Source organism: Paracoccus jeotgali, from assembly GCF_002865605.1.
In the GTDB taxonomy this organism is placed as follows: Bacteria; Pseudomonadota; Alphaproteobacteria; order Rhodobacterales; family Rhodobacteraceae; genus Paracoccus; species Paracoccus jeotgali.
In genome coordinates this window covers 2,102,730-2,120,778 of sequence record NZ_CP025583.1, presented here as the reverse complement: position 1 = coordinate 2,120,778, position 18,049 = coordinate 2,102,730, and the positions used below count along the sequence as shown (strand labels likewise).

At 64.6% G+C, this 18,049-nt stretch carries 20 protein-coding genes; 18 read left to right on the top strand and 2 right to left on the bottom strand.

Going from position 1 to position 18,049, the window contains the following annotated elements:
- Positions 1 to 33 precede the first annotated feature (33 nt).
- The 3 genes from CYR75_RS10355 (at position 34) to CYR75_RS16635 (ending at position 2,774) form a co-directional block, all read left to right on the top strand.
- Entirely contained in the window at positions 34 to 918 is an 885-nt protein-coding gene (locus CYR75_RS10355; RefSeq protein WP_225972682.1) for a M24 family metallopeptidase, read from the top strand.
- A gap of 2 nt (positions 919 to 920) precedes the next feature.
- Positions 921 to 2,489, top strand: coding sequence for a hydantoinase B/oxoprolinase family protein (locus CYR75_RS10350; protein WP_101499971.1), 1,569 nt, complete (start codon positions 921 to 923; stop codon positions 2,487 to 2,489).
- 153 nt (positions 2,490 to 2,642) lie between these two features.
- The gene (locus tag CYR75_RS16635; RefSeq protein ID WP_264080888.1) at positions 2,643 to 2,774 is read left to right on the top strand and encodes a hypothetical protein; all 132 of its coding nucleotides are present in this window, start codon (positions 2,643 to 2,645) and stop codon (positions 2,772 to 2,774) included.
- Here the strand turns inward: CYR75_RS16635 and CYR75_RS10345 are convergent.
- A protein-coding gene (locus CYR75_RS10345; RefSeq protein WP_225972681.1) for an IS3 family transposase occupies positions 2,771 to 3,927 on the bottom strand; the annotation gives its coding sequence in 2 pieces (ribosomal slippage) (positions 2,771 to 3,672 and positions 3,672 to 3,927; 1,158 coding nt in all). The genes CYR75_RS16635 and CYR75_RS10345 overlap by 4 nt on opposite strands.
- 108 nt (positions 3,928 to 4,035) lie before the next feature.
- On the opposite strand from CYR75_RS10345, the gene CYR75_RS10340 reads away from it, so the two are divergent.
- Positions 4,036 to 4,281: a hypothetical protein gene (locus CYR75_RS10340; RefSeq protein WP_225972680.1), complete on the top strand. Its 246-nt coding sequence runs from the start codon at positions 4,036 to 4,038 to the stop codon at positions 4,279 to 4,281.
- 96 nt (positions 4,282 to 4,377) lie between these two features.
- Here CYR75_RS10340 and CYR75_RS10335 read toward each other — a convergent pair whose 3' ends face one another.
- Positions 4,378 to 4,773, bottom strand: coding sequence for a nuclear transport factor 2 family protein (locus CYR75_RS10335; protein ID WP_101499970.1), 396 nt, complete (start codon positions 4,771 to 4,773; stop codon positions 4,378 to 4,380).
- A 173-nt stretch (positions 4,774 to 4,946) separates the two neighbouring features.
- On the opposite strand from CYR75_RS10335, the gene CYR75_RS10330 reads away from it, so the two are divergent.
- Genes CYR75_RS10330 through CYR75_RS10265 form a run of 14 tightly spaced genes read left to right on the top strand, consistent with a single transcriptional unit; the run spans position 4,947 to position 18,046 of the window.
- Positions 4,947 to 5,624, top strand: coding sequence for an isochorismatase family protein (locus tag CYR75_RS10330; RefSeq protein WP_101499969.1), 678 nt, complete (start codon positions 4,947 to 4,949; stop codon positions 5,622 to 5,624).
- 16 nt (positions 5,625 to 5,640) lie between these two features.
- On the top strand, positions 5,641 to 6,549 hold the full coding sequence (locus tag CYR75_RS10325) for a polysaccharide deacetylase family protein (protein WP_101500991.1): 909 nt from the start codon (positions 5,641 to 5,643) through the stop codon (positions 6,547 to 6,549).
- Complete coding sequence (locus CYR75_RS10320) at positions 6,549 to 7,472, top strand: polysaccharide deacetylase family protein (RefSeq protein WP_101499968.1); 924 nt, start codon at positions 6,549 to 6,551, stop codon at positions 7,470 to 7,472. The genes CYR75_RS10325 and CYR75_RS10320 overlap by 1 nt, the downstream gene beginning before the upstream one ends.
- Positions 7,473 to 7,486: 14 nt before the next feature.
- The gene (leuC, locus tag CYR75_RS10315) at positions 7,487 to 8,914 is read left to right on the top strand and encodes a 3-isopropylmalate dehydratase large subunit (protein WP_101499967.1); all 1,428 of its coding nucleotides are present in this window, start codon (positions 7,487 to 7,489) and stop codon (positions 8,912 to 8,914) included.
- Positions 8,911 to 9,525, top strand: a complete 615-nt coding sequence (leuD, locus tag CYR75_RS10310; RefSeq protein WP_101499966.1) for a 3-isopropylmalate dehydratase small subunit — start codon at positions 8,911 to 8,913, stop codon at positions 9,523 to 9,525. Before leuC ends, leuD begins: the two co-directional genes overlap by 4 nt.
- 38 nt (positions 9,526 to 9,563) lie before the next feature.
- Entirely contained in the window at positions 9,564 to 10,787 is a 1,224-nt protein-coding gene (locus tag CYR75_RS10305; RefSeq protein WP_101499965.1) for an ABC transporter substrate-binding protein, read from the top strand.
- Positions 10,788 to 10,847: 60 nt separating this feature from the next.
- Entirely contained in the window at positions 10,848 to 11,717 is an 870-nt protein-coding gene (locus CYR75_RS10300; protein ID WP_101499964.1) for a branched-chain amino acid ABC transporter permease, read from the top strand.
- The gene (locus CYR75_RS10295; RefSeq protein WP_101499963.1) at positions 11,714 to 12,697 is read left to right on the top strand and encodes a branched-chain amino acid ABC transporter permease; all 984 of its coding nucleotides are present in this window, start codon (positions 11,714 to 11,716) and stop codon (positions 12,695 to 12,697) included. The genes CYR75_RS10300 and CYR75_RS10295 overlap by 4 nt, the downstream gene beginning before the upstream one ends.
- Entirely contained in the window at positions 12,690 to 13,430 is a 741-nt protein-coding gene (locus tag CYR75_RS10290) for an ABC transporter ATP-binding protein (RefSeq protein ID WP_101499962.1), read from the top strand. Before CYR75_RS10295 ends, CYR75_RS10290 begins: the two co-directional genes overlap by 8 nt.
- Positions 13,423 to 14,124, top strand: coding sequence for an ABC transporter ATP-binding protein (locus CYR75_RS10285; protein ID WP_101499961.1), 702 nt, complete (start codon positions 13,423 to 13,425; stop codon positions 14,122 to 14,124). Before CYR75_RS10290 ends, CYR75_RS10285 begins: the two co-directional genes overlap by 8 nt.
- Before the next feature lie 41 nt (positions 14,125 to 14,165).
- Positions 14,166 to 15,059, top strand: a complete 894-nt coding sequence (locus tag CYR75_RS10280; RefSeq protein WP_101499960.1) for an isocitrate lyase/PEP mutase family protein — start codon at positions 14,166 to 14,168, stop codon at positions 15,057 to 15,059.
- A gap of 19 nt (positions 15,060 to 15,078) precedes the next feature.
- A complete protein-coding gene (locus CYR75_RS10275; protein ID WP_101499959.1) occupies positions 15,079 to 16,500 on the top strand; it encodes an FAD-dependent oxidoreductase in 1,422 nt (473 codons plus the stop codon).
- Positions 16,500 to 17,273 (top strand): aspartate/glutamate racemase family protein, encoded by a 774-nt coding sequence (locus CYR75_RS10270; RefSeq protein ID WP_101499958.1) that lies wholly within the window; start codon positions 16,500 to 16,502, stop codon positions 17,271 to 17,273. The genes CYR75_RS10275 and CYR75_RS10270 overlap by 1 nt, the downstream gene beginning before the upstream one ends.
- Positions 17,270 to 18,046, top strand: coding sequence for an aspartate/glutamate racemase family protein (locus CYR75_RS10265; protein WP_101499957.1), 777 nt, complete (start codon positions 17,270 to 17,272; stop codon positions 18,044 to 18,046). Before CYR75_RS10270 ends, CYR75_RS10265 begins: the two co-directional genes overlap by 4 nt.
- Positions 18,047 to 18,049: the final 3 nt, after the last annotated feature.

The following is an 18,049-nucleotide window of genomic DNA, read 5'->3' as shown; positions in this document are numbered from 1 at the left end:
GAGCCGATGGTCCGGATCATGCGTCTCGGTCCCATGGCGGACGCCGCTGCGGGTAACGAACTGACCGCGGTGATGGCGAGCCGCTGTAAGCGCCAAAAGCTCGGGGCTCATGTCGTTTCGCCGCCCGACAGTTGCGGTCGTGTCGAACACATTGAGCACTTCTCGGTTGAGGCACTGAAGCGCGCTGAATGGGCGGTGCAGCTGCCGCACGACTGCGGCGGGAAGTCCTTGCGCGGACGGTCCGGCCAGCCACTTGCTGAAACAAGAACTGCGCGGCTCATCGGGATGGGGATGAGGGACCAGAAGCCAGTCCATAGGCGCGCCGGTATGACAGAACGCGATCTGGCGGCTGCGATGGCGAGACACTATTCAACGGAGGGCGCGAAACCCGTCTTCGGCATCGTCCGAGCTAGTGAGAACGGTGCCTATCCGCACCACTCCACCGGCGACCGGGCGCTGCGTGAAGGCGGCTGGCTCGTCGTCGATTTCAATGGCGCAAATGGCGGTCATTCCTCAGATTTGACGCGGATGGACTCTCTGGGTAAGCCAACTGAAGGCTACGCAGAAATTCGCGCTATCGTTGAGGAGGCGGTTCAGGCGGAAGTGAAGGCAGCCCGCCCTTGCGTGCAAGGAAAACAAGTTGACAACGCCGCCCGCAGCGTCATCGAAAAGGCAGGATATGGCCCGTTTTTCGTGCATCGGACTGGTCATGGGATGGGCCTTGAGGTGCACGAGCCAACGTGGATCACGGCGGCCAGCGAAACCGTGCTACACGAGGGCATGGTCTTTGCCGTCGCACCAGGGGTCTCCCTGCCGGGCCATTTTGGCGTCCGGCTCGAGGATATCGTCATCCTGCGTGCCGACGGTCCGGAAATCCTGTCGGATCGGCCCCGCGACCTGAACGCCAAGGAGGTATGACAATGACCGATCCCTTTACACTTTCTGTTATTCAGGCGGCGCTTTCTGCTGCCGCGGACGAAATGTTTGCCGTGCTCAAAAAGACGGCAATGAGCCCGATCATCTATGAAGTGCTCGATGTGGGCACCGGGATCACTGACGGTAGCGGACGCCTGATCAGTTCGGGGGCGGGCATCCCTACCTTTGTGGGTGTGCTCGACAAAGCGGTCAAACGCATTATCGACATCCACGGCCGTGAGGGGATCGAGCCGGGCGACATCTATGTCACGAACGATCCTTATTTCGGCGGCGTGACCCATCTCAGCGACGTCGTCATCGCGCAGCCTGTCTTTCATGGCGCCGACCTTGTCGCCTGGACTGCGTCGATCGCGCATTGGAATGATATTGGCGGCATGACCCCCGGCTCCATGTCCACAGAGGCGACCGAGATCTATCAGGAAGGATTGCGCCTGCCCGCGGTACGCCTGTTCCGCAACGACGAACCGGTCGAGGCGGTGCTCGACATCATCGCAGCGAACTCGCGCTTGCCGGATTTCGTGCGCGGGGATCTTTGGGCCCAGGTCGCCGCCAGCCGCACCGCGACGCGGCGGATCGGCGCGCTCTGCGAATCCTATGGCACGGATGCATTCCGCAATGCGCTCGAGGATCTATTTGCAACCGGAGAGGCGCGAAGTCTGTCAGGCCTCGCAACGATTCCCGAAGGCACCTACCAGATCGAGGAAGAGCAGGACGATGGTGCGATCTGGCGCGCGGCCATTACCGTCACCGCTGACCGCTTCACAGTCGACCTGCGCGACAATCCCAAACAGCGGGCAGAGCCCTATAACACGTCGCGCGATGGCGCCGTCATTTCCTGCCAAATGATCTTCAAAGCGCTTTGTGACCCCGCCCTTTTGACGAATGAAGGATCGTTTCGCCCCCTGGAAGTTCTCACCGATCCCGGCACCGTTTTCCATGCCACCGGAACCGCACCACACGGCTATTATTTTGAGACCCGGATCCGGCTCTACGACATGCTGTGGCAATGCATGGCTCGCGTCATGCCCGAGCGTTTGCCGGCCGGACATTTCGCCTCCATCTGCGGCACCGTGATCGCCGGTCTCCATCCTGATACCGGCCGACGCTTCACCATGGTCGAGCCCCAGATGGGCGGATGGGGTGCCACTGCAGGGCGCGATGGGCTCGACGCCATGTTTTCGGCCAGTCACGGCGAGACCTTCAATTGCCCGGTCGAAATATGCGAAGCGCGTTATGGCATCGACGTCTTGTGGAAGAAGCTTGATGATGCCGGGCCTAAGCCTCGGGGCGTGCATAGCGGTGGCCTGGGCTTGTCGCTTTGCTATGCGCTACGCGGCAACTGCCTCGTCTCGGCGGGCTACAGCCGCAACCGAGTCCCGGTCTGGGGTCTGGCAGGTGGCGACGCCGGCGGCACCAACCACTTCACCGTAGAACGACCTGGGGGCGAACGCACGGACCATTCCTTCGTCAGCGGGCTGAGCCTCGGCGCGGGCGACCGCATCCATATCACTACGGCACGCGGCGGATCTTGGGGTGGAGATCCCACCAACTGACGCGAGACAGGCAGTGACTTAGTCAAAGAGATATAAGGGTTGCGAAGGCGCGGCATAGTCCCGGCGACTATTGTCCGTAAGGCTGAGGAATTCTGTAATTCATAGCTCAAAGCCTAAGGGAAACGCCCAAGGGAGCGCGACGAGGGGCTGCACGTGGCGATGGTCGGCGATGGCATCAACGACGCGCCCGCACTCGGCGCCGCCGACATCAGCATCGCGATGGGCGCCAGCGGCAGCGACATTGAGGTGCTCCCCATTGCTTGGACAGTATCTGGCGCTTTTTAAGCTCTGATTTGCTCCTGCTGATCGGGTTGGGTTGCTTCGATTTGCAGTGAGTAGACCACTGCTGGTGGTCGGCCGCCAAGGGCTTTGTGCGGGCGGCGGTGATTGTAAAACTCGATCCATTTGCGGACGCCGGCGCGGGCGTGGGACCCGGTCTCCCAGGCATGCAGATAGACGCACTCGTATTTTAGCGTGCGCCAGAGGCGTTCAATAAAGATGTTGTCCAGGTAGCGCCCCTTGCCATCCATCGAGATGCGGATACCCGACCGGCGCAAGCGGTCTATCCAAGCAAACGACGTGAACTGAGATCCTTGATCGCTGTTCATGATGTCCGGCGGTCCGAACCGATAGATAGCCTCGTTCAGCGCCTCGACGCAGAAGTCGGCGTCCAGCGTGTTCGAGATCCGCCAGGACAGCACCATCCGGGTGTGCCAGTCCATGATCGCCACCAGATAGAGAAAGCCGCGGCGCATTGGCAGGTAGGTGATATCCACGCACCAGACCTGGTTTGGTCTGCCCACACGCAGCCCGCGCAGCAGATAAGGATAGGTCTTGTGCCCCTTCGCCGGCCTGCTGGTGCTGGGCTTCTGATAGATTGGCATCAGCCCCATCAGGCGCATGAGCCGGCGGATGCGCTTTTCGTTCACGGCATGACCCTGATTGCGCAGGTGCCACGTCATCTGGCGAACGCCGAAGAACGGCGTTTCAAGGAACTGTCCATCGATCAACCGCATCAGCGCCAAGTTCTGCTCCGTCTCACCCTGCGGTGCGTAGTAGAACGACGACCGCGGAATCGACAGCAGCGCGCATTGCTGGCCGATCGACAAGTCCGGATGGTCGCGCTCGATCATGCCGCGCCTCACGTCCCGCCCCAGGGCTTGAGCTTTCTTTCCAAAAAAGAATTGGCCACCGCCAGCTCCCCGATCTTGGCGTGCAGGTCCCGGACCTGATCTTCATCAATCACCGGTGCCTTGCGGCTGCCGCGCTCGAAAACACCGGACGCGCCATCCAACAGCGCGCGCTTCCATTGATTGATCATTGTCGGATGCACGCCGAACCGGCTCGCCAGTTCCGACACGGTTTCTTCGCCTTTCAGCGCCTCAAGTGCCACCTTGGCCTTAAATGCAGGCGCATGCTGCTTTCGTTTCGTCATCATCGATCTCCTTCGTGGCGAAGATCAGCAGACAGAAAACTCGAGCTTACGTCAGTGTCCAGTTTCCGGGGAGCACCTCACATCGCCATCGAGACAGCGGACATCGCGCTGATGACCGACGATCTGGGCAAGATCGCCGAGGCCATGGAGATTGGCCGCGCCACCCTCGCCAACATGCGCCAGAACCTCGTCATCGCGGTGCTGACAGTGGTCGGGCTGCTGTTCGTCGTCTATATCGGCTCGATCCACATGGCCGGCGGGATGTTGGTTCACCAAAGCCTAATGCGCCTGCTGCGCGTGCCAAAAAGGGCGCGGGCTCACGCGGCTGTTCATCGGGCCGAACGCGTGGCGGTGTAGGGGAGTGATGCTAGCGAAAGGCACGTCCCGCGCCACGCTGGCGCGGGATTTTCGTCACGCCATCATAGGGAATCAGCCGCACATATTGACGCAACCTCAGGCGATACCGTGCTTTAGCTTGTATTCGCCCATGTCATTCCACACATGCTGCCGCCAGATCTTGCCGTCGCGCAGGTCGAAGAGGTCGATGAAGCGGATGCCGTCGAAGGCCTCGCCATTCAGCCACTCGCCCGAGAGTGTCCCGGCGATCAGGGCGCAGTCGTCCGCGCCCGAGGACCAGCTTTCCCGACGATCAAAGCTCTTTCGGACGAAGCGATAGCGGCCGGCGGCGCCGGAGAGCATTTCTTCGAGGCTTGAAAAGCGGTTGCCGCCTGGAAACACCATCTCGAGCCCGTCTTCGGTCAGAAAACTTCGCGCAGCAGTGAGATCACGGCGCTCCATCGCCTCTAGAAACGCCTCGCAGGTGCCCAGAGCAGTCGTCGACTCGATCATGTCATTCCCCTCAGCTTCGGACTGCGCCGCAGCCCGTCGACCTCGATCGTACAACGAGCTTTACAAATGGCATAGAGATATAACAATATCGAAATCAGGAGAGGACGGCTCACGGCAGGAGGGGCGCCTGGACCCCTGAATACGCCGAGCCGGAACCAGATCGAGGAGGGATCATGGAGACGTCATCGCTGACAGCGCGTCAGCTGTTCGAGCAGGCCCGCGCCAATCCGACACGCCGGCGCTTCGGCTTTGGCCGCAAGCCGATGCTGATCAATATCGACCTGCAGCGGGCTTACACGGATCTTGGCGCCTTCAAGACCGCCTATGAGACCGATCCCGACCAGATCGCTTATGTGAATCAGCTGGCAGACGCAGCACGTGAAAAAGACCTGCCCGTCACCTGGACCTATGTCGCCTATATGGAATCCGGTGAGGATTGCGGCGTCTGGGGCACCCGCACGGACACGCCGGATTCGTTGCAGAACATCAAGGTCGGCTCAGAGCGCGCGGAGCTGGATCCGCGGCTGCATGTCGATCCGATCCGCGACATCATCGTCAACAAGCGAATGGCGTCGGCGTTTCACGAAACCAACCTGCAGTCTCTGATGGTCTGGCACCAATGCGACACGGTCGTTCTGACCGGCGGATCGACTTCGGGCTGCGTGCGCGCGACGGTCGTGGACGCGATCTCACGCGGGTATCGCGTCATTGTTCCCGAGGAATGCGTGGCTGATAAGCACGAAAGCCCGCATTTCGCCAACCTCTACGACATTTCGGTGAAGTACGGCGACGTCATTCCGGTGGCCGAGGCGCTGGCCTGGTACGAAGCCTATCAGCCAGAGGCCCGCTGACATGGCCGCGGAAGAGATGCGCGCAGATCTGGGGCTGTATGATTATCTGCCCTGGCCCGGCCGGCCCAAGATCACCTGGCCCGGCGGCAAGAAACTGGCCGTCTGGATAGCGCCGAATATCGAGTTCTATGAATACGATCCGCCGGACAACCCGACCCGCACGCCCTGGGGCCGCCCGAACCCTGACGTGCTGCAGTACTCCCATCGCGATTACGGCAACCGCGCCGGTTGGCAGCGGATGATGGCGGCGATGGACCGGGCGGGATTTCGCGGCTCGGTATCGCTGAACGTCGCGTTGTGCGATCACCACCCGGAAATCATCCGCGCCTGCGCAGATCGCGGGTGGGAGTTCTTTTCCCACGGCATCTACAACACCCGCTATGTCTACAACATGACGGCGGACCAGGAACGCGAGATCATCCGCGACGCCTTCGACACGGTGCGCAAGCATACCGGGCAGGAACTTGCAGGCTGGCTGTCGCCGGCGCTGTCCAACAACCTGTGGACGATGGACCTGCTGGCCGAGGCGGGGATTCGGTATACCTGCGACATGTTCCACGACGACCAGCCGATGCCGGTCAAGGTGGCGTCCGGCAAGCTGATCTCGATGCCCTACTCGCTCGAGATGAACGACGTCATCGTCTATAACAGCCAGAAGGTGACGCCTCGGCATTATGCCGAGATCATCCGCCGCCAGTTCGACCAGCTCTACAAGGACTCGGACGACAGCGGCATGGTCATGTGCATCCCGCTTCATCCCTATCTGGTCGGTCAGCCGCACCGCATCGACGCCTTTGCCGAGGCGATTCGGTATATCGCCAGGCATGACGGCGTGTGGCAGGCCACCGGGCGCGAGATCGCCGAGGCTTATCACGCCAGCGGCGCCTATGATGCGATGTCCGCCGCCGCGAAAGGGGGCCGCTGATGCCGATGCCCGACAGCTATCTGGATTATCCGGCCCGCCGCTACGGGATGGACCATGACCGCTATGACTGGTCCGACATGTTCGCGCGCGCGCCGATCCGCTGGCCCGAGGACGCGCGCGTGGCGCTGTCGATCTTGACGCATGTGCAGCATTTTCCGCTGAACATGCCGGCCAAGCCGTTCAAGGCGCCGGGCGCGCTGTCGATGCCCTATCCCGACTTCCGCTACTTCACCAACCGCGATTATGGCAACCGGCTGGGGGTTTTCCGCATCCTGAAGCTGCTGGCAGAGAAGGGGCTGACGACCAGCTTTGCCATCAACGGCTGTATCGCGCAGCGTTATCCGGCGGTGATCGACGCGGTGGTCGCGGGCGGGCACGAGCTCGTCGCTCATGGTCTGGACATGGGGCGCGTGCATCATTCCGGCCTGTCCGAGGCCGAGGAAACCGGCCTGATAGCCGACACGCTGCGCCTGCTGCGGGATGCGTCGGGGCAGCCGGTGACCGGTTGGCTGTCGCCCGGGCGCGCGCAGGGGTTCCACACCCCCGACCGGCTGGCGCAGCAGGGGGTCGAGTGGTGTCTCGACTGGGCCAATGACGACCTGCCTTATGAGATGCGGACCGATCACGGCCCGTTGCTGGCGATGCCGCTGGCCTATGAGACCGACGACCGCGTCGTAGCGATGGAGTATTTCCATTCCGAGCCCGACTGGGTGCAGCAGGTCAAGGACCGCTTCGACGTGCTGTGGCGCGAAAGCGCCGACCACGGCGGCCGGGTGATGAGCTTGCCGCTGCACAGCTGGGTCTCGGGAATGCCCTATCGCGTCGAATATCTGCGCGAGGTGCTGGATTACATGCTGGCGCGGGACGGCGTCTGGGCCGCACCGGCGGGGACCATTGCCCGCGCCTTCCGGGCGCAGGGCTGAGGCCGGTGGACAGCATGGATACCCCTATCGAGCGCGCGCCGCGCACCATGTTCGCCAAGATCTGGGACGCGCACGAGATCCTGCGCCATCCGGCAGGGCCGTCGCTGCTGTATATCGACCGCGACCTGATCCACGAGGGCAGCTTTCACGCCTTTGCCGACCTAAAGCGGCGCGGGCTGATGCCGCGCCGGCCGCTGCAGATTTTCGGCATCGCGGATCACTATGTGCCGACCCTGGGCCGGCGCCCCGAAGACGCCGCGACCCCCGCGATCGAGCGGATGATCCGCACCTTCGACGCCAACATGGACTGGGCCGGTGTCCGTCATTTCGGCATCGGCGATCGTGCCCAGGGCATCGTCCACGTCGTCGCGCCCGAACAGGGGATCACTCTGCCGGGGCTGAGCATCGTCTGTTCGGACAGCCACACCTCGACCCAGGGGGCGCTGGGCGCGATGGCGTTCGGCATCGGCCAGTCGGAAAACGCGCATGTGCTGGCCACGCAGACCTTGTGGCAGACGCGCCCAAAGACGATGCGTGTCACCATCGACGGCGTGCTGGGTCCGGGCGTCACGGCCAAGGACGTGGTCCTGACGCTGATCGCACAGATCGGCGCGGGCGGCGCGGGCGGTCACGCCATCGAATATGCCGGTCAGGTGGTGCGAAATCTCTCGATCGAGGGACGGCTGACCATCTGCAACATGTCCATCGAGGCCGCCGCGCGGCTGGGCCTTGTCGCCCCCGACGAAACCACCTTCCGCTATGTTCAAGGGCGCCATTATGGTCCCAGTCCCGAGGAATGGGATATGGCGCTGGCACAGTGGCAGCGGCTGCCGACCGACGACGGCGCCGTCTTCGACCGCGAGGTGCAGATCGACGGGAGTGCGGTCGCCCCCATGGTCACCTGGGGCACCAGCCCCGAGGACGCCGTGCCGATCACCGGCCGGGTGCCCGAACCTGCCAGCTTTGCCAGCAGCGAAAAGCGCAAGGCTGCGGAAAAATCGCTGGAATATATGGGGCTGACTCCGGGCACGGCCCTCGATGGGTTGCCCATCGACCGCGTGTTCCTGGGGTCATGCACCAACGCCCGGATCGAGGATCTGCGCGCCGCCGCTGCGGTCCTGCGCGGGCGCAAGGCGGTGGTGCCTTCCATGGTGGTGCCCGGATCGACGCAGGTGCGCGATCAGGCCGAGGCCGAGGGCCTGGCCGAGATCTTCCGCGCCGCCGGGTTCGAATGGCGCCATTCCGGCTGTTCGATGTGCGCGGCGATGAACGGGGACGTGGCGGCGCGGGGCGAACGCTGCGCCTCGACCTCGAACCGCAACTTCGTCGGGCGGCAGGGACCGGGGGCGCGCACCCATCTTCTCAGCCCCGCGATGGCGGCGGCGGCGGCGATCACCGGGCGGCTGACCGATGTGCGCCGATTGATGGAGGGCGCAGCATGAGGGCGTTCACCCGCGAAACCTCGCCCGTCATATTCGTGCCCGGCGTCAACTGCGACACCGATCAGATCATCCCCGCACGCTTCATCAAGGCCGACCGCAGCGAAGGCTATGACCAGTTCCTGTTCCACGACATCCGGCGTGACGCGTCGGGCGCGCTGGATCCCGATTTCCCTCTGAACCGCCCCGGCGCCGACGACGCCCGGATCCTGCTGGTCGAGGATAACTTCGGCTGCGGATCGTCACGCGAAGGCGCGGTCTATGCGCTGGTCGATGCCGGCATCCGCGCGCTGATCGCGCCCAGCTTCGGCGACATCTTCCGCAACAACGCGCTGAAGAACGGCGTCGTGCCGGTGACGCTGCCGCTGCCGGTCTGCGAGGCGCTCGCCGATCATCTTGCGGCCAATCCCGGCGCAGAGGTCACGGTCGATCTGGTCGCGGGGCAGGTCGTGCTGCCGGGCGATCTGGGCACGCATCCCATCATCATCGACGCCTTCGCCCGCGAATGCATCCTCAAAGGGCTGGACGAGATCGAGATGACGCTGACCTACATGCAGCAGATCACGGACTACGAGGCGACGCGGATGGCCGACGCCCCGTGGTTGGCGCGCTGACGGGATCACCAAAGACAACACAAGGGAGGAAACAGAACATGACCCACACCATCAACCGCCGCGGCCTGCTGAAGGCATCGGGCGCCGTGGCACTGACCGGGGCGCTGATGTCGCCGGCGATCCTGCGCGCCCAGACCGCCGCCATCAAGGTCGGCGTGCTGGAACCGCTGACCGGGAACCTGGCCTATAACGGCAACCAATGCGTCGCCGGGGCCCGCTTCGCGGCCGAAGCCATCAATGCCGCCGGCGGCATCAAGAGCATGGGCGGCGCCCCGATCGAGCTGGTCGTCGTCGACGCCGAAAGCCGTCCCGAGGTCGCCGCCGCCGCCGTCGACACGCTGGTCGAGGCCGGCGTCTGCGCCTTCACCGGGTCGAGCGCCTCGGCGCTGGGGCTGGCGTCGTCGCAGGCAGCGGCGAAATACGACCTGGCGCAGGTCTTCTCGGTCGGCACCGCCGAGGCGATTGTCGAACGCGGCCTGCCCAACGTCTTCCGCTTTACCCCCGGCGTCGAAAAAATCAGCGCTGTGGCCATGGAAAATCTGGGTCTGCTGAACGCGGCCGCCGGCAATCCGGTCAAGACCGCCGCCATCGTCCATGAGGACGGGCCATTCGGCTCGCAGCTTTCGGGCATCGTCGAAGAGGCGCTGCCGCAACTGGGGATCACCGTGGTCGAAAAGATCGCGCATCCGACCCCGCACCGCGATTTCAACAACATCGCCTTGCGGGTCAAGGCATCCGAGGCCGACATCCTGATCCCGACCAACTACCTGAACGAATACACGCTGATGACCCGCGCGCTGCAGCAGCAGCGCGTCGATCTGAAGGCGATTTACTCGGTTCTGGGCGGGGCGGCTTCGAATATCAAATTCGTTCGCGAAAACAAGGATATGGCCCAGTATGTGATCGACTGCAACCACTGGTACGACCCTCGCAAGGAACAGTCCAAGGCGCTCGCCGCCAGCGTCGCTGCGGCCGGTCTGGACATGACCTATGACGTCATGGTGGCCTATGCGGTGATCCAGGTCGTGGCCGACGCGCTGGAACGCGGTGCCTCTGCCGACCGCAAGGCCATGATCGACGCGCTGGCGGCGTCGAATTTCGACGGTTCGATCATGCCTTATGGCCCGACCAAGTTCGTGAACGGCGACAACGTGAACTCGCGCCCGGTCAACCTGCAGGTGCGCGGCGACGAGATCGAGGTGATCTTCCCCGAGGAATACGCCACGGCCGAGCCGGTCTTCCCGCGCCCGTCCCAGGGCTGATCCCCAGCGTCCCCGCCCATCGCGGCGGGGACGCGCTTCAGACGCGGAGGTGCGTGACCGATGTCCAGCCTGATTCTGCCTGCCGTGCTGAACGGCCTGATGATGGGTGCCGTCTATGCGCTGATCGCGCTAGGCCTGACGCTGATCTATGGTGTGTTGCACATCATCAACTTTGCCCATGGCAGCCTGCTGATGCTGGCGCTGTATGCCGCCTATTTCCTGTTCCAGCACCTCGGGATCGACCCCTACCTCGCTGCCGTCATCGTCGTGCCTCTGTTCTTCGGACTGGGCTATGCGCTGCAGCGTGTCGTCATCGCGCCGATGAGCGCCGGGTCCGAACAGAACGTCCTGCTGGTCACGCTGGCGCTGTCGCTGGTGATCGACAATCTGGCGCTGTATTTCTGGACATCGAACACCCGCACCGTCGATGTGCCCTATGCGTATAACACGGTCGAGGTCTTCGGGGCCTATCTGACGTTGGGCCGTGTGATCGCCTTTGTCGCGGCGTTGGTGGTCGCGGGGCTGATGTGGCTGTTCATGACCCGCACCCGCACGGGTGCGGCAATCCGCGCCGTCGCGGTCGAAAAACGCGGCGCCGAGATCGTGGGAATCGACGTCGGCCACACCTATGCGATCTGCTTCGGCCTTGGCACAGCCTGCGTGGCGCTGGCCGCTTGTCTGCTGCTGCCGACATTCTACGTCACGCCGCAGGTCGGATATACCTTCGTTCTGGTCGCCTTCACCACGGTGGTGATGGGCGGCATGGGCAGCCTGCCCGGCGCGCTGATCGCGGGTCTGGCGCTGGGTGTGATCGAGGCGCTGGGCGGGCTGTTTCTGGGCGAGAGTCTGGGCCAGATCGGCATCTTCGTCGCCTTCATCCTGACGCTGCTGTTCCGGCCCTCGGGCCTTCTGGGTCGGAGGCCGGCATGATGAGATTTGCATCCGCAGGGCAGGTCGCGCTGGTCGCGATCGTGGTGCTGTATCTGGCGGCCGTCTATGTCCTGCCCTCGCAGGTGTGGATGGGCTTCACCATCAACGCTCTGGTCGTGGCGATCATCGCGCTGTCGTGGAACGTCACCGGCGGCTTTGGTGGGATGTCGTCCTTTGGACATGCGGCCATGTATGGAACGGGCGCCTATGCCTCGGCGGTGCTGCAGGTGCAGTACGGCGTGAACGCATGGCCTGCCTTTGCTGCGGGTATCGTGGCGGGCGCGCTGATGGGCGCGTTCATCGGGGCGCTGTCCTTCCGGTATGGCTTGAAAGGGTCTTACTTCGCCCTTGTCACCCTGGCCTTTGCCGAAGTGCTGCGGATCTGCGCATCGGCGTTCGAGATCACCGGCGCGGGGCGGGGTTTGCAGCTGCGGCTGGACCCCGGGCTGGCAACGCTGCAATTCAACAGCGACCGCACCCTGACCTACACCTTGCTGCTGATCCTGGTCGCGCTGGTCATGGCCCTGACCGCATGGATCAAATATTCGCGCTTTGGCGCCTATCTGGTCGCTGTGCGCGAGAACGAGGACGCCGCGCGCGCCTTGGGCATCGATACCTATCGTGTCAAGGTCGTGGCAATGGCGATTTCCGGGGCGTTCGGGGGCCTGGCGGGCGTTGTCTATCTGCAGCTGTGGCTGTTCATCGACAGCGCGGTGGTCTTCGGGGTCGCCATCTCGGTCGCCGCACTGATCGGGCCGATCGTCGGCGGTGCCGGCACCGTCTGGGGGCCGCTGATCGGCACGCTGGGCCTGCACCTGCTGGGCGAGGGCGCAAAAACGGCGCTGCATAACGCACCGGGTCTGAACTTCGTTCTCTACGCCATCGTGCTGATCGTCGCGCTGCGCTTTCTGCCGCAGGGGCTGATGGGGTTGGCCGGGCGGATCGGGGCCTTCGGCCGAAAGGGGGGCAGCGATGCTTGAAGTCCGTAACCTGGTCAAACGCTTCGGCGGCCTTGTCGCCGTCTCGGACGTGTCGCTGGACGTGCCCGAAGGGTCGATCGTCGGCCTTCTGGGCCCGAACGGCGCGGGCAAGACCACCTGCTTCACCATCATCGCCGGGTTCACCCGCGCCGATACCGGCACGGTGCGTTTTCAGGACCGCGACGTGACCGGGCTGCCGCCGCACCAGATCTGCGCGCAGGGAATGGTGCGGACCTTCCAGATCGTGCAGCCCTTTGCCGGGTTGACCGTGCAGGAAAACATCGCCGTCGGCGCCTATCTACACGAACGCGATCGACGCGAGGCGATGGCGACCGCGCGCCGTATCGGTCAGCGTCTGGGCATGGGCACGATGCTGGACCGCCCCGCAGCGGCGCTGACCATCGCCGGACGCAAGCGGCTGGAAATCGCGCGCGCGCTGGCCACCGGTGCGAAACTGCTGCTGCTGGACGAGGTGATGGCCGGGTTGATCCCCAGCGAGGTGGCCGAGATCGTTGCCATCATCCGCCAGATCCGCGACGAGGGACACACCTTCCTGATGATCGAACACGTGATGCAGGCGGTGATGAGCCTGGCCGAGACGGCCTATGTCCTGAACCACGGCGCGCTGATCGCCCATGGCACGCCTGCGCAGCTGGTCCAGGACCCCGCCGTGATCGAGGCTTATCTGGGCCACGGCGCCGCCGCCCGCCTGCAGGAGGCCGGCCATGCTTGAGATCGCGGATATTCACGCCGGCTACGGCCAGATGACTGTGCTGCGCGGCATCGACATGCAGATCGGCGCCGGCGAGGTCGTGGCCCTGCTGGGGTCGAACGGCGTCGGCAAGACGACACTGAACAACGTCGTGTGCGGCTTTATCCGACCCACCGCAGGCGAGGTGCGATGGAAGGGCCAGCGCCTGACCGGGCTGCCCCCGCGCGAGATCGTGGCGCTCGGCATCGCGCAGGTGCCTGAAGGGCGGCGGATTTTCCCCAACCTGTCGGTGGCGGAGAACCTCGAACTGGGCGCGTTTCGCCGCGCGGGCGCTCGCAAGCGACAGAACTTCGACCGGATCTGTGCGATCTTTCCGCGACTGTCCGAACGTCTGGACCAGGTTGCGGGCACCCTGTCGGGGGGCGAGCAGCAGATGCTCGCCATTGGCCGCGGGATGATGTCGGAACCCGAACTGCTGATCCTGGACGAGCCGTCGCTGGGCCTGTCGCCGCTGCTGGTGGAAGAGATGTTCGCCCTGATCGGCCGCATCAACGCCGAAGGCGTGGCGGTGCTGCTGGTCGAACAGAACGTCATGCAATCGCTGACCGTGGCAGAGCGGGCCTATGTCCTGGAACAGGGGCGAATCGCGATGGAAGGACCGGCGGCCGATCTGCTGGCCGACCCGAAACTGCGCCAGGCCTATTTGGGCCTGTGACGCGCGTCCGGTATCTGCCGGACCGGAAATGGAGGAATGAGATGTCCAAGACACGCACCCGCCGTCTGCGCGAAGCTTTGGCCGGCGACCGCGCCGTGATGGCGCCCGGAGTCGTCGATGCCATGTATGCGCGACTGGTGGCCGAGGCCGGTTTCGACGCGATGTACATGACCGGCGCCGGCACCTCGGCCACGCGGCTTGGCTATCCCGATGTGGGCCTGCTGACCATGACCGAGATGGTCGACAACGCGACCCGGATCGCCGATGCGTCGGACGTTCCGCTGATCGCCGATGCCGACAACGGCTATGGCGGGCCCCTGAACGTGCGCCGGGCGATCCAGCTTTACGAACGCGGCGGCGTCGCGGCCGTGCATCTGGAAGACCAGGTCCTGCCCAAGCGTTGCGGGCATCTGGCCGGCAAGCAACTGATCTCGGCCGTCGACATGGTGGCCAAGGTCAAGGCCGCTGTCGATGCGCGGATCGATCCCGATTTCATCGTCATCGCGCGCACCGATGCGCTGGCCGTGGACGGCCGCGACGCGGCCTTTGACCGGGCAGAGATGTATCGCGAGGCCGGGGCCGACGTCGTGTTCATCGAAAGCCCCGGCCCGACCGACCTGCCGCTGATCTCACCGCGCTTTCCCGGGGTGCCGCTGCTCTACAACATGGCGACGTCGGGCAAGACGCCGTTCCTGACCCGGACCGAGATCGAGGCGCTGGGGTTCAAGCTGATCATCTATCCCAACTGGCTGCTGCTGTCGGCGTGTGAGGCGGCGCGGCGCACGCTGGAAACCCTGAAGCGGGACGAGACGGTCGCCGACATCGCGCCGCAGGTGATGAGCTTCAAGCAGTTCTTCGACACCGCCCGAATGGCCGAGGTGCAAGAGCTCGAGGCGCGCTACGGCACGCCCGACGACCATCGCACGACCTACTGACCGCAAGACGGAGGACGACATGGCCATTCTGCCTGCCGAGGGCACCAGCTTCGAGGTTACGATCCCTGTTGTCGTGATCGGCGGCGGGGCGACCGGACTGACCGCCGCGCTTGCGGCCCATGATGCGGGCGCCGAAGTTATCGTGCTGGAACGCGACGCGGTGCCGACCGGCTCGACATCCCTCTCATCCGGGCTGATCCCGGCGGTGGGCAGCCGTCAGCAGAGGGCCGCAGGCATCGACGACAGTCCGGAACTTTTCGCCGCCGACATCAGTCGAAAAACCGGCGGGACCGCGCCGCACGAGATGGCGCTGCAGGTCGCGCGGGCCTCGGGGCCGCTGGTCGATTGGCTGGCGGACTCGCACGGCGTCGCGCTGGATCTGGTCACGAGCTTTCTCTACCCCGGTCACTCGGCCCTGCGGATGCACGGGCCCGAGGGGCTGACCGGCGCCCATCTTCAGCAGATGCTGCTGGCGGCGGTCGCCCGCGCCGACATCGACGTCGTGACCGGGGCCTCGGTGCAGGACCTCTACGCCGATGCCGAGGGGCGGGTTCACGGCGTCCGCTTTCGCCGCCCCGACGGCGCTTTGGAGACGCTCGGCTGCAAAGCCGTCGTGCTTGCAAGCTGCGGCTTCGCCGGCGACCCCGAGATGGTGCGTTGCCACATTCCCGAAATCGCCGATGCGGCCTGTTGCGGGCATCTGTCGAACACCGGGGATGCGGTGAAATGGGGGGTGGCGCTTGGGGCGGCCGTCGCGGACATGGACAGCTATCAGGGTCATGGGTCCGTCGCGCATCCACACTCCATTCCGCTGACCTGGGCGGTGATCACCCAGGGTGGCGTGCTGCTCAACAGCGCCGGCAAGCGCTTTTCCAACGAGATGCTGGGCTATTCCGAACATGGCGCCCGCGTTGCCGCCCAACCCGGCGGCACGGTCTGGGACGTCTTCGACAGCCGGGCCGAGGCTGTGGGCATGGCCTTTCACGACTTCCGCGAGGTTGGAAAGCTGGGCGCGATCAAGCAAGCCGACACCATCGCTGAACTGGCCGCTGTGACGGGTATGCCCGCCGATGCGGTGGTGGCAGAGTTCGACCTGATTGCCGAGGCCGCCGCCAGCGGCAAGCCCGACAGGTTCGGACGCCGCTTCTCGCCCGCCGAGGTGCTGCAGCCGCCATATCGGGCCGTGCGGGTCAGCGGCGCCTTGTTTCACACGCAAGGCGGATTGGTCATCGATACTCAGGCCAGGGTCCAGAGACCGGACGGCAGCGCGCTGCCCAACCTGTTCGCGGGGGGTGGCGCCGCGCGCGGCCTGTCTGGCACCGGCAGCGGCGGCTATCTGGCCGGAAACGGGCTGCTTCCAGCGACAGTCTTTGGCCGCTGGGCTGGCGAGGGCGCCGCACGAATCGCAGCCGATACCGCGTCAGAAGCCGGAGCCTCGTGATGAAGAATATTCTTGTCATCGTTCCGTTTCCAATGGCCGACGACGAACTGGCTCGCCGTCAGGCCCAGGCCGATAAGGTCAGGCTGGGGCCGGACATCACGCTGCAATTTCGCGCCGTTAGGCTGGGGCCGCTGAACTATTCCAGTCAGCACGACATGGCGCTAGCCGATATCGCGATACTCGACGCGGGGCTGGACGCCGAACGCGACGGGTTCGATGCCGTCTGCATCGATACCATGTCCGACAGCGGAATGGCCATGCTGCGGTCCATGCTGCGTATCCCGGTGATCGCGCCCGGTCGTCACGCCATGCTGGTGGCGCAGATGCTCGGCGACCGCTTCTCGATCCTGATGATGTGGGACCGGTGGAAGATGCTGTATCAGAAAACGCTGGCCGAATTGGGGATGGAGCACAAATGCGCCTCGATGCGCAGCATCGGCGTCACCCCTGACAACAAGTCGCTGCTGGCCGGCAAGGAAGAGCAGGTCTTTCCGCTTCTGCTCGAGGCCGCCCGGAAGTGCGTCGACGACGACGGGGCGCAAGTGCTGCTTCTCGGGTCGACGACCATGCACGAGGCGCATGGATGGCTGTCGGAGCGCATCGATGTGCCCGTCATCAATCCCGGTCCGCTGACCTATCAGATGGCGTCGGTCGCGCTGGATCTGGATCTTGTCCATTCCGCCACGACCTGGCCAGCGCCGCTGGTGCCCAAGGTCGAGATGATCCGCGCCATCGGCGCGGCCGGTGCCGCTTGGCTGGAGAACCGCTCATGACGCGCGTGCTTGTCATTGTCCCGTTCCCGCTGGACGAGGCGGGGCTGCAGAACCGCCAAGCGCAATCCGCCGCCGTTCCGCTGCCAAAGGGCTGGGAGCTGGTCTATCGGCCGGTTGCATGCGGACCCGAGTCCTTCATGTCTCCGCACGACTGGGGGCTGATGGATCTGGCGATTTTCGAGGCCGGGGCCACGGCCGAGAGGGACGGGTTCGACGCAGTCTGTATCGACACCATGTCGGATGGCGGGATGCACGCGCTGCGGTCGGTCCTCGACATCCCGGTGATCGGCGCGGGCAAGGCCTCGATGCTGTACGCCCTGACGTTGGGCAGCCGGTTCTCGATCCTCGCGCAGTGGGATCTGGCGCTTCCGCGCTATCGCAAGGTGATCCGCGAATATGGCTTCGACAGGCAATGTGCCTCGGTCCGCAGCATCGACACGCCGCCCGATTTCGCGAACCTGTTGGGCGGCAAGGAGGAAGCTGTCTTCCCCAAGATGCGCGACATCGCCATGCGCTGCATCGAAGAGGACGCCGCCGATGTGATCTGTCTGGGATCGACGACGATGCACCAGGCGGCAAGCTATCTGGCGGACCATCTGCCGGTGCCGGTGGTGAATCCGGGGCCGCTCAGCTATAAGCTGATCGAGACGTTTCTCGCCTTGGGTCTGACACATGGCCGAGCCGCCTATCCGGCGCCGGTCGAGAACCGTCTGGACATGCTGCATGACATGATGAAGGCGGGGGCAGCCGCCGAAGATGGTGGGATCGGCTGAAGT

What these genes read in the sequence shown, in the direction of transcription:
- leuD (WP_101499966.1), top strand. Translation starts at nt 8,911, where the DNA reads ATGAGGGCGTTCACCCGCGAAACCTCGCCCGTCATATTCGTGCCCGGC.
- CYR75_RS10330 (WP_101499969.1), top strand. Translation starts at nt 4,947, where the DNA reads ATGGAGACGTCATCGCTGACAGCGCGTCAGCTGTTCGAGCAGGCCCGC.
- CYR75_RS10320 (WP_101499968.1), top strand. Translation starts at nt 6,549, where the DNA reads ATGCCGATGCCCGACAGCTATCTGGATTATCCGGCCCGCCGCTACGGG.
- CYR75_RS10325 (WP_101500991.1), top strand. Translation starts at nt 5,641, where the DNA reads ATGCGCGCAGATCTGGGGCTGTATGATTATCTGCCCTGGCCCGGCCGG.
- CYR75_RS10350 (WP_101499971.1), top strand. Translation starts at nt 921, where the DNA reads ATGACCGATCCCTTTACACTTTCTGTTATTCAGGCGGCGCTTTCTGCT.
- CYR75_RS10300 (WP_101499964.1), top strand. Translation starts at nt 10,848, where the DNA reads ATGTCCAGCCTGATTCTGCCTGCCGTGCTGAACGGCCTGATGATGGGT.
- CYR75_RS10295 (WP_101499963.1), top strand. Translation starts at nt 11,714, where the DNA reads ATGATGAGATTTGCATCCGCAGGGCAGGTCGCGCTGGTCGCGATCGTG.
- CYR75_RS10285 (WP_101499961.1), top strand. Translation starts at nt 13,423, where the DNA reads ATGCTTGAGATCGCGGATATTCACGCCGGCTACGGCCAGATGACTGTG.
- leuC (WP_101499967.1), top strand. Translation starts at nt 7,487, where the DNA reads ATGGATACCCCTATCGAGCGCGCGCCGCGCACCATGTTCGCCAAGATC.
- CYR75_RS10270 (WP_101499958.1), top strand. Translation starts at nt 16,500, where the DNA reads ATGAAGAATATTCTTGTCATCGTTCCGTTTCCAATGGCCGACGACGAA.
- CYR75_RS10280 (WP_101499960.1), top strand. Translation starts at nt 14,166, where the DNA reads ATGTCCAAGACACGCACCCGCCGTCTGCGCGAAGCTTTGGCCGGCGAC.
- CYR75_RS10265 (WP_101499957.1), top strand. Translation starts at nt 17,270, where the DNA reads ATGACGCGCGTGCTTGTCATTGTCCCGTTCCCGCTGGACGAGGCGGGG.
- CYR75_RS10275 (WP_101499959.1), top strand. Translation starts at nt 15,079, where the DNA reads ATGGCCATTCTGCCTGCCGAGGGCACCAGCTTCGAGGTTACGATCCCT.
- CYR75_RS10335 (WP_101499970.1), bottom strand. Translation starts at nt 4,773, where the DNA reads ATGATCGAGTCGACGACTGCTCTGGGCACCTGCGAGGCGTTTCTAGAG.
- CYR75_RS10305 (WP_101499965.1), top strand. Translation starts at nt 9,564, where the DNA reads ATGACCCACACCATCAACCGCCGCGGCCTGCTGAAGGCATCGGGCGCC.
- CYR75_RS10355 (WP_225972682.1), top strand. Translation starts at nt 34, where the DNA reads ATGGCGGACGCCGCTGCGGGTAACGAACTGACCGCGGTGATGGCGAGC.
- CYR75_RS10340 (WP_225972680.1), top strand. Translation starts at nt 4,036, where the DNA reads ATGACCGACGATCTGGGCAAGATCGCCGAGGCCATGGAGATTGGCCGC.
- CYR75_RS10290 (WP_101499962.1), top strand. Translation starts at nt 12,690, where the DNA reads ATGCTTGAAGTCCGTAACCTGGTCAAACGCTTCGGCGGCCTTGTCGCC.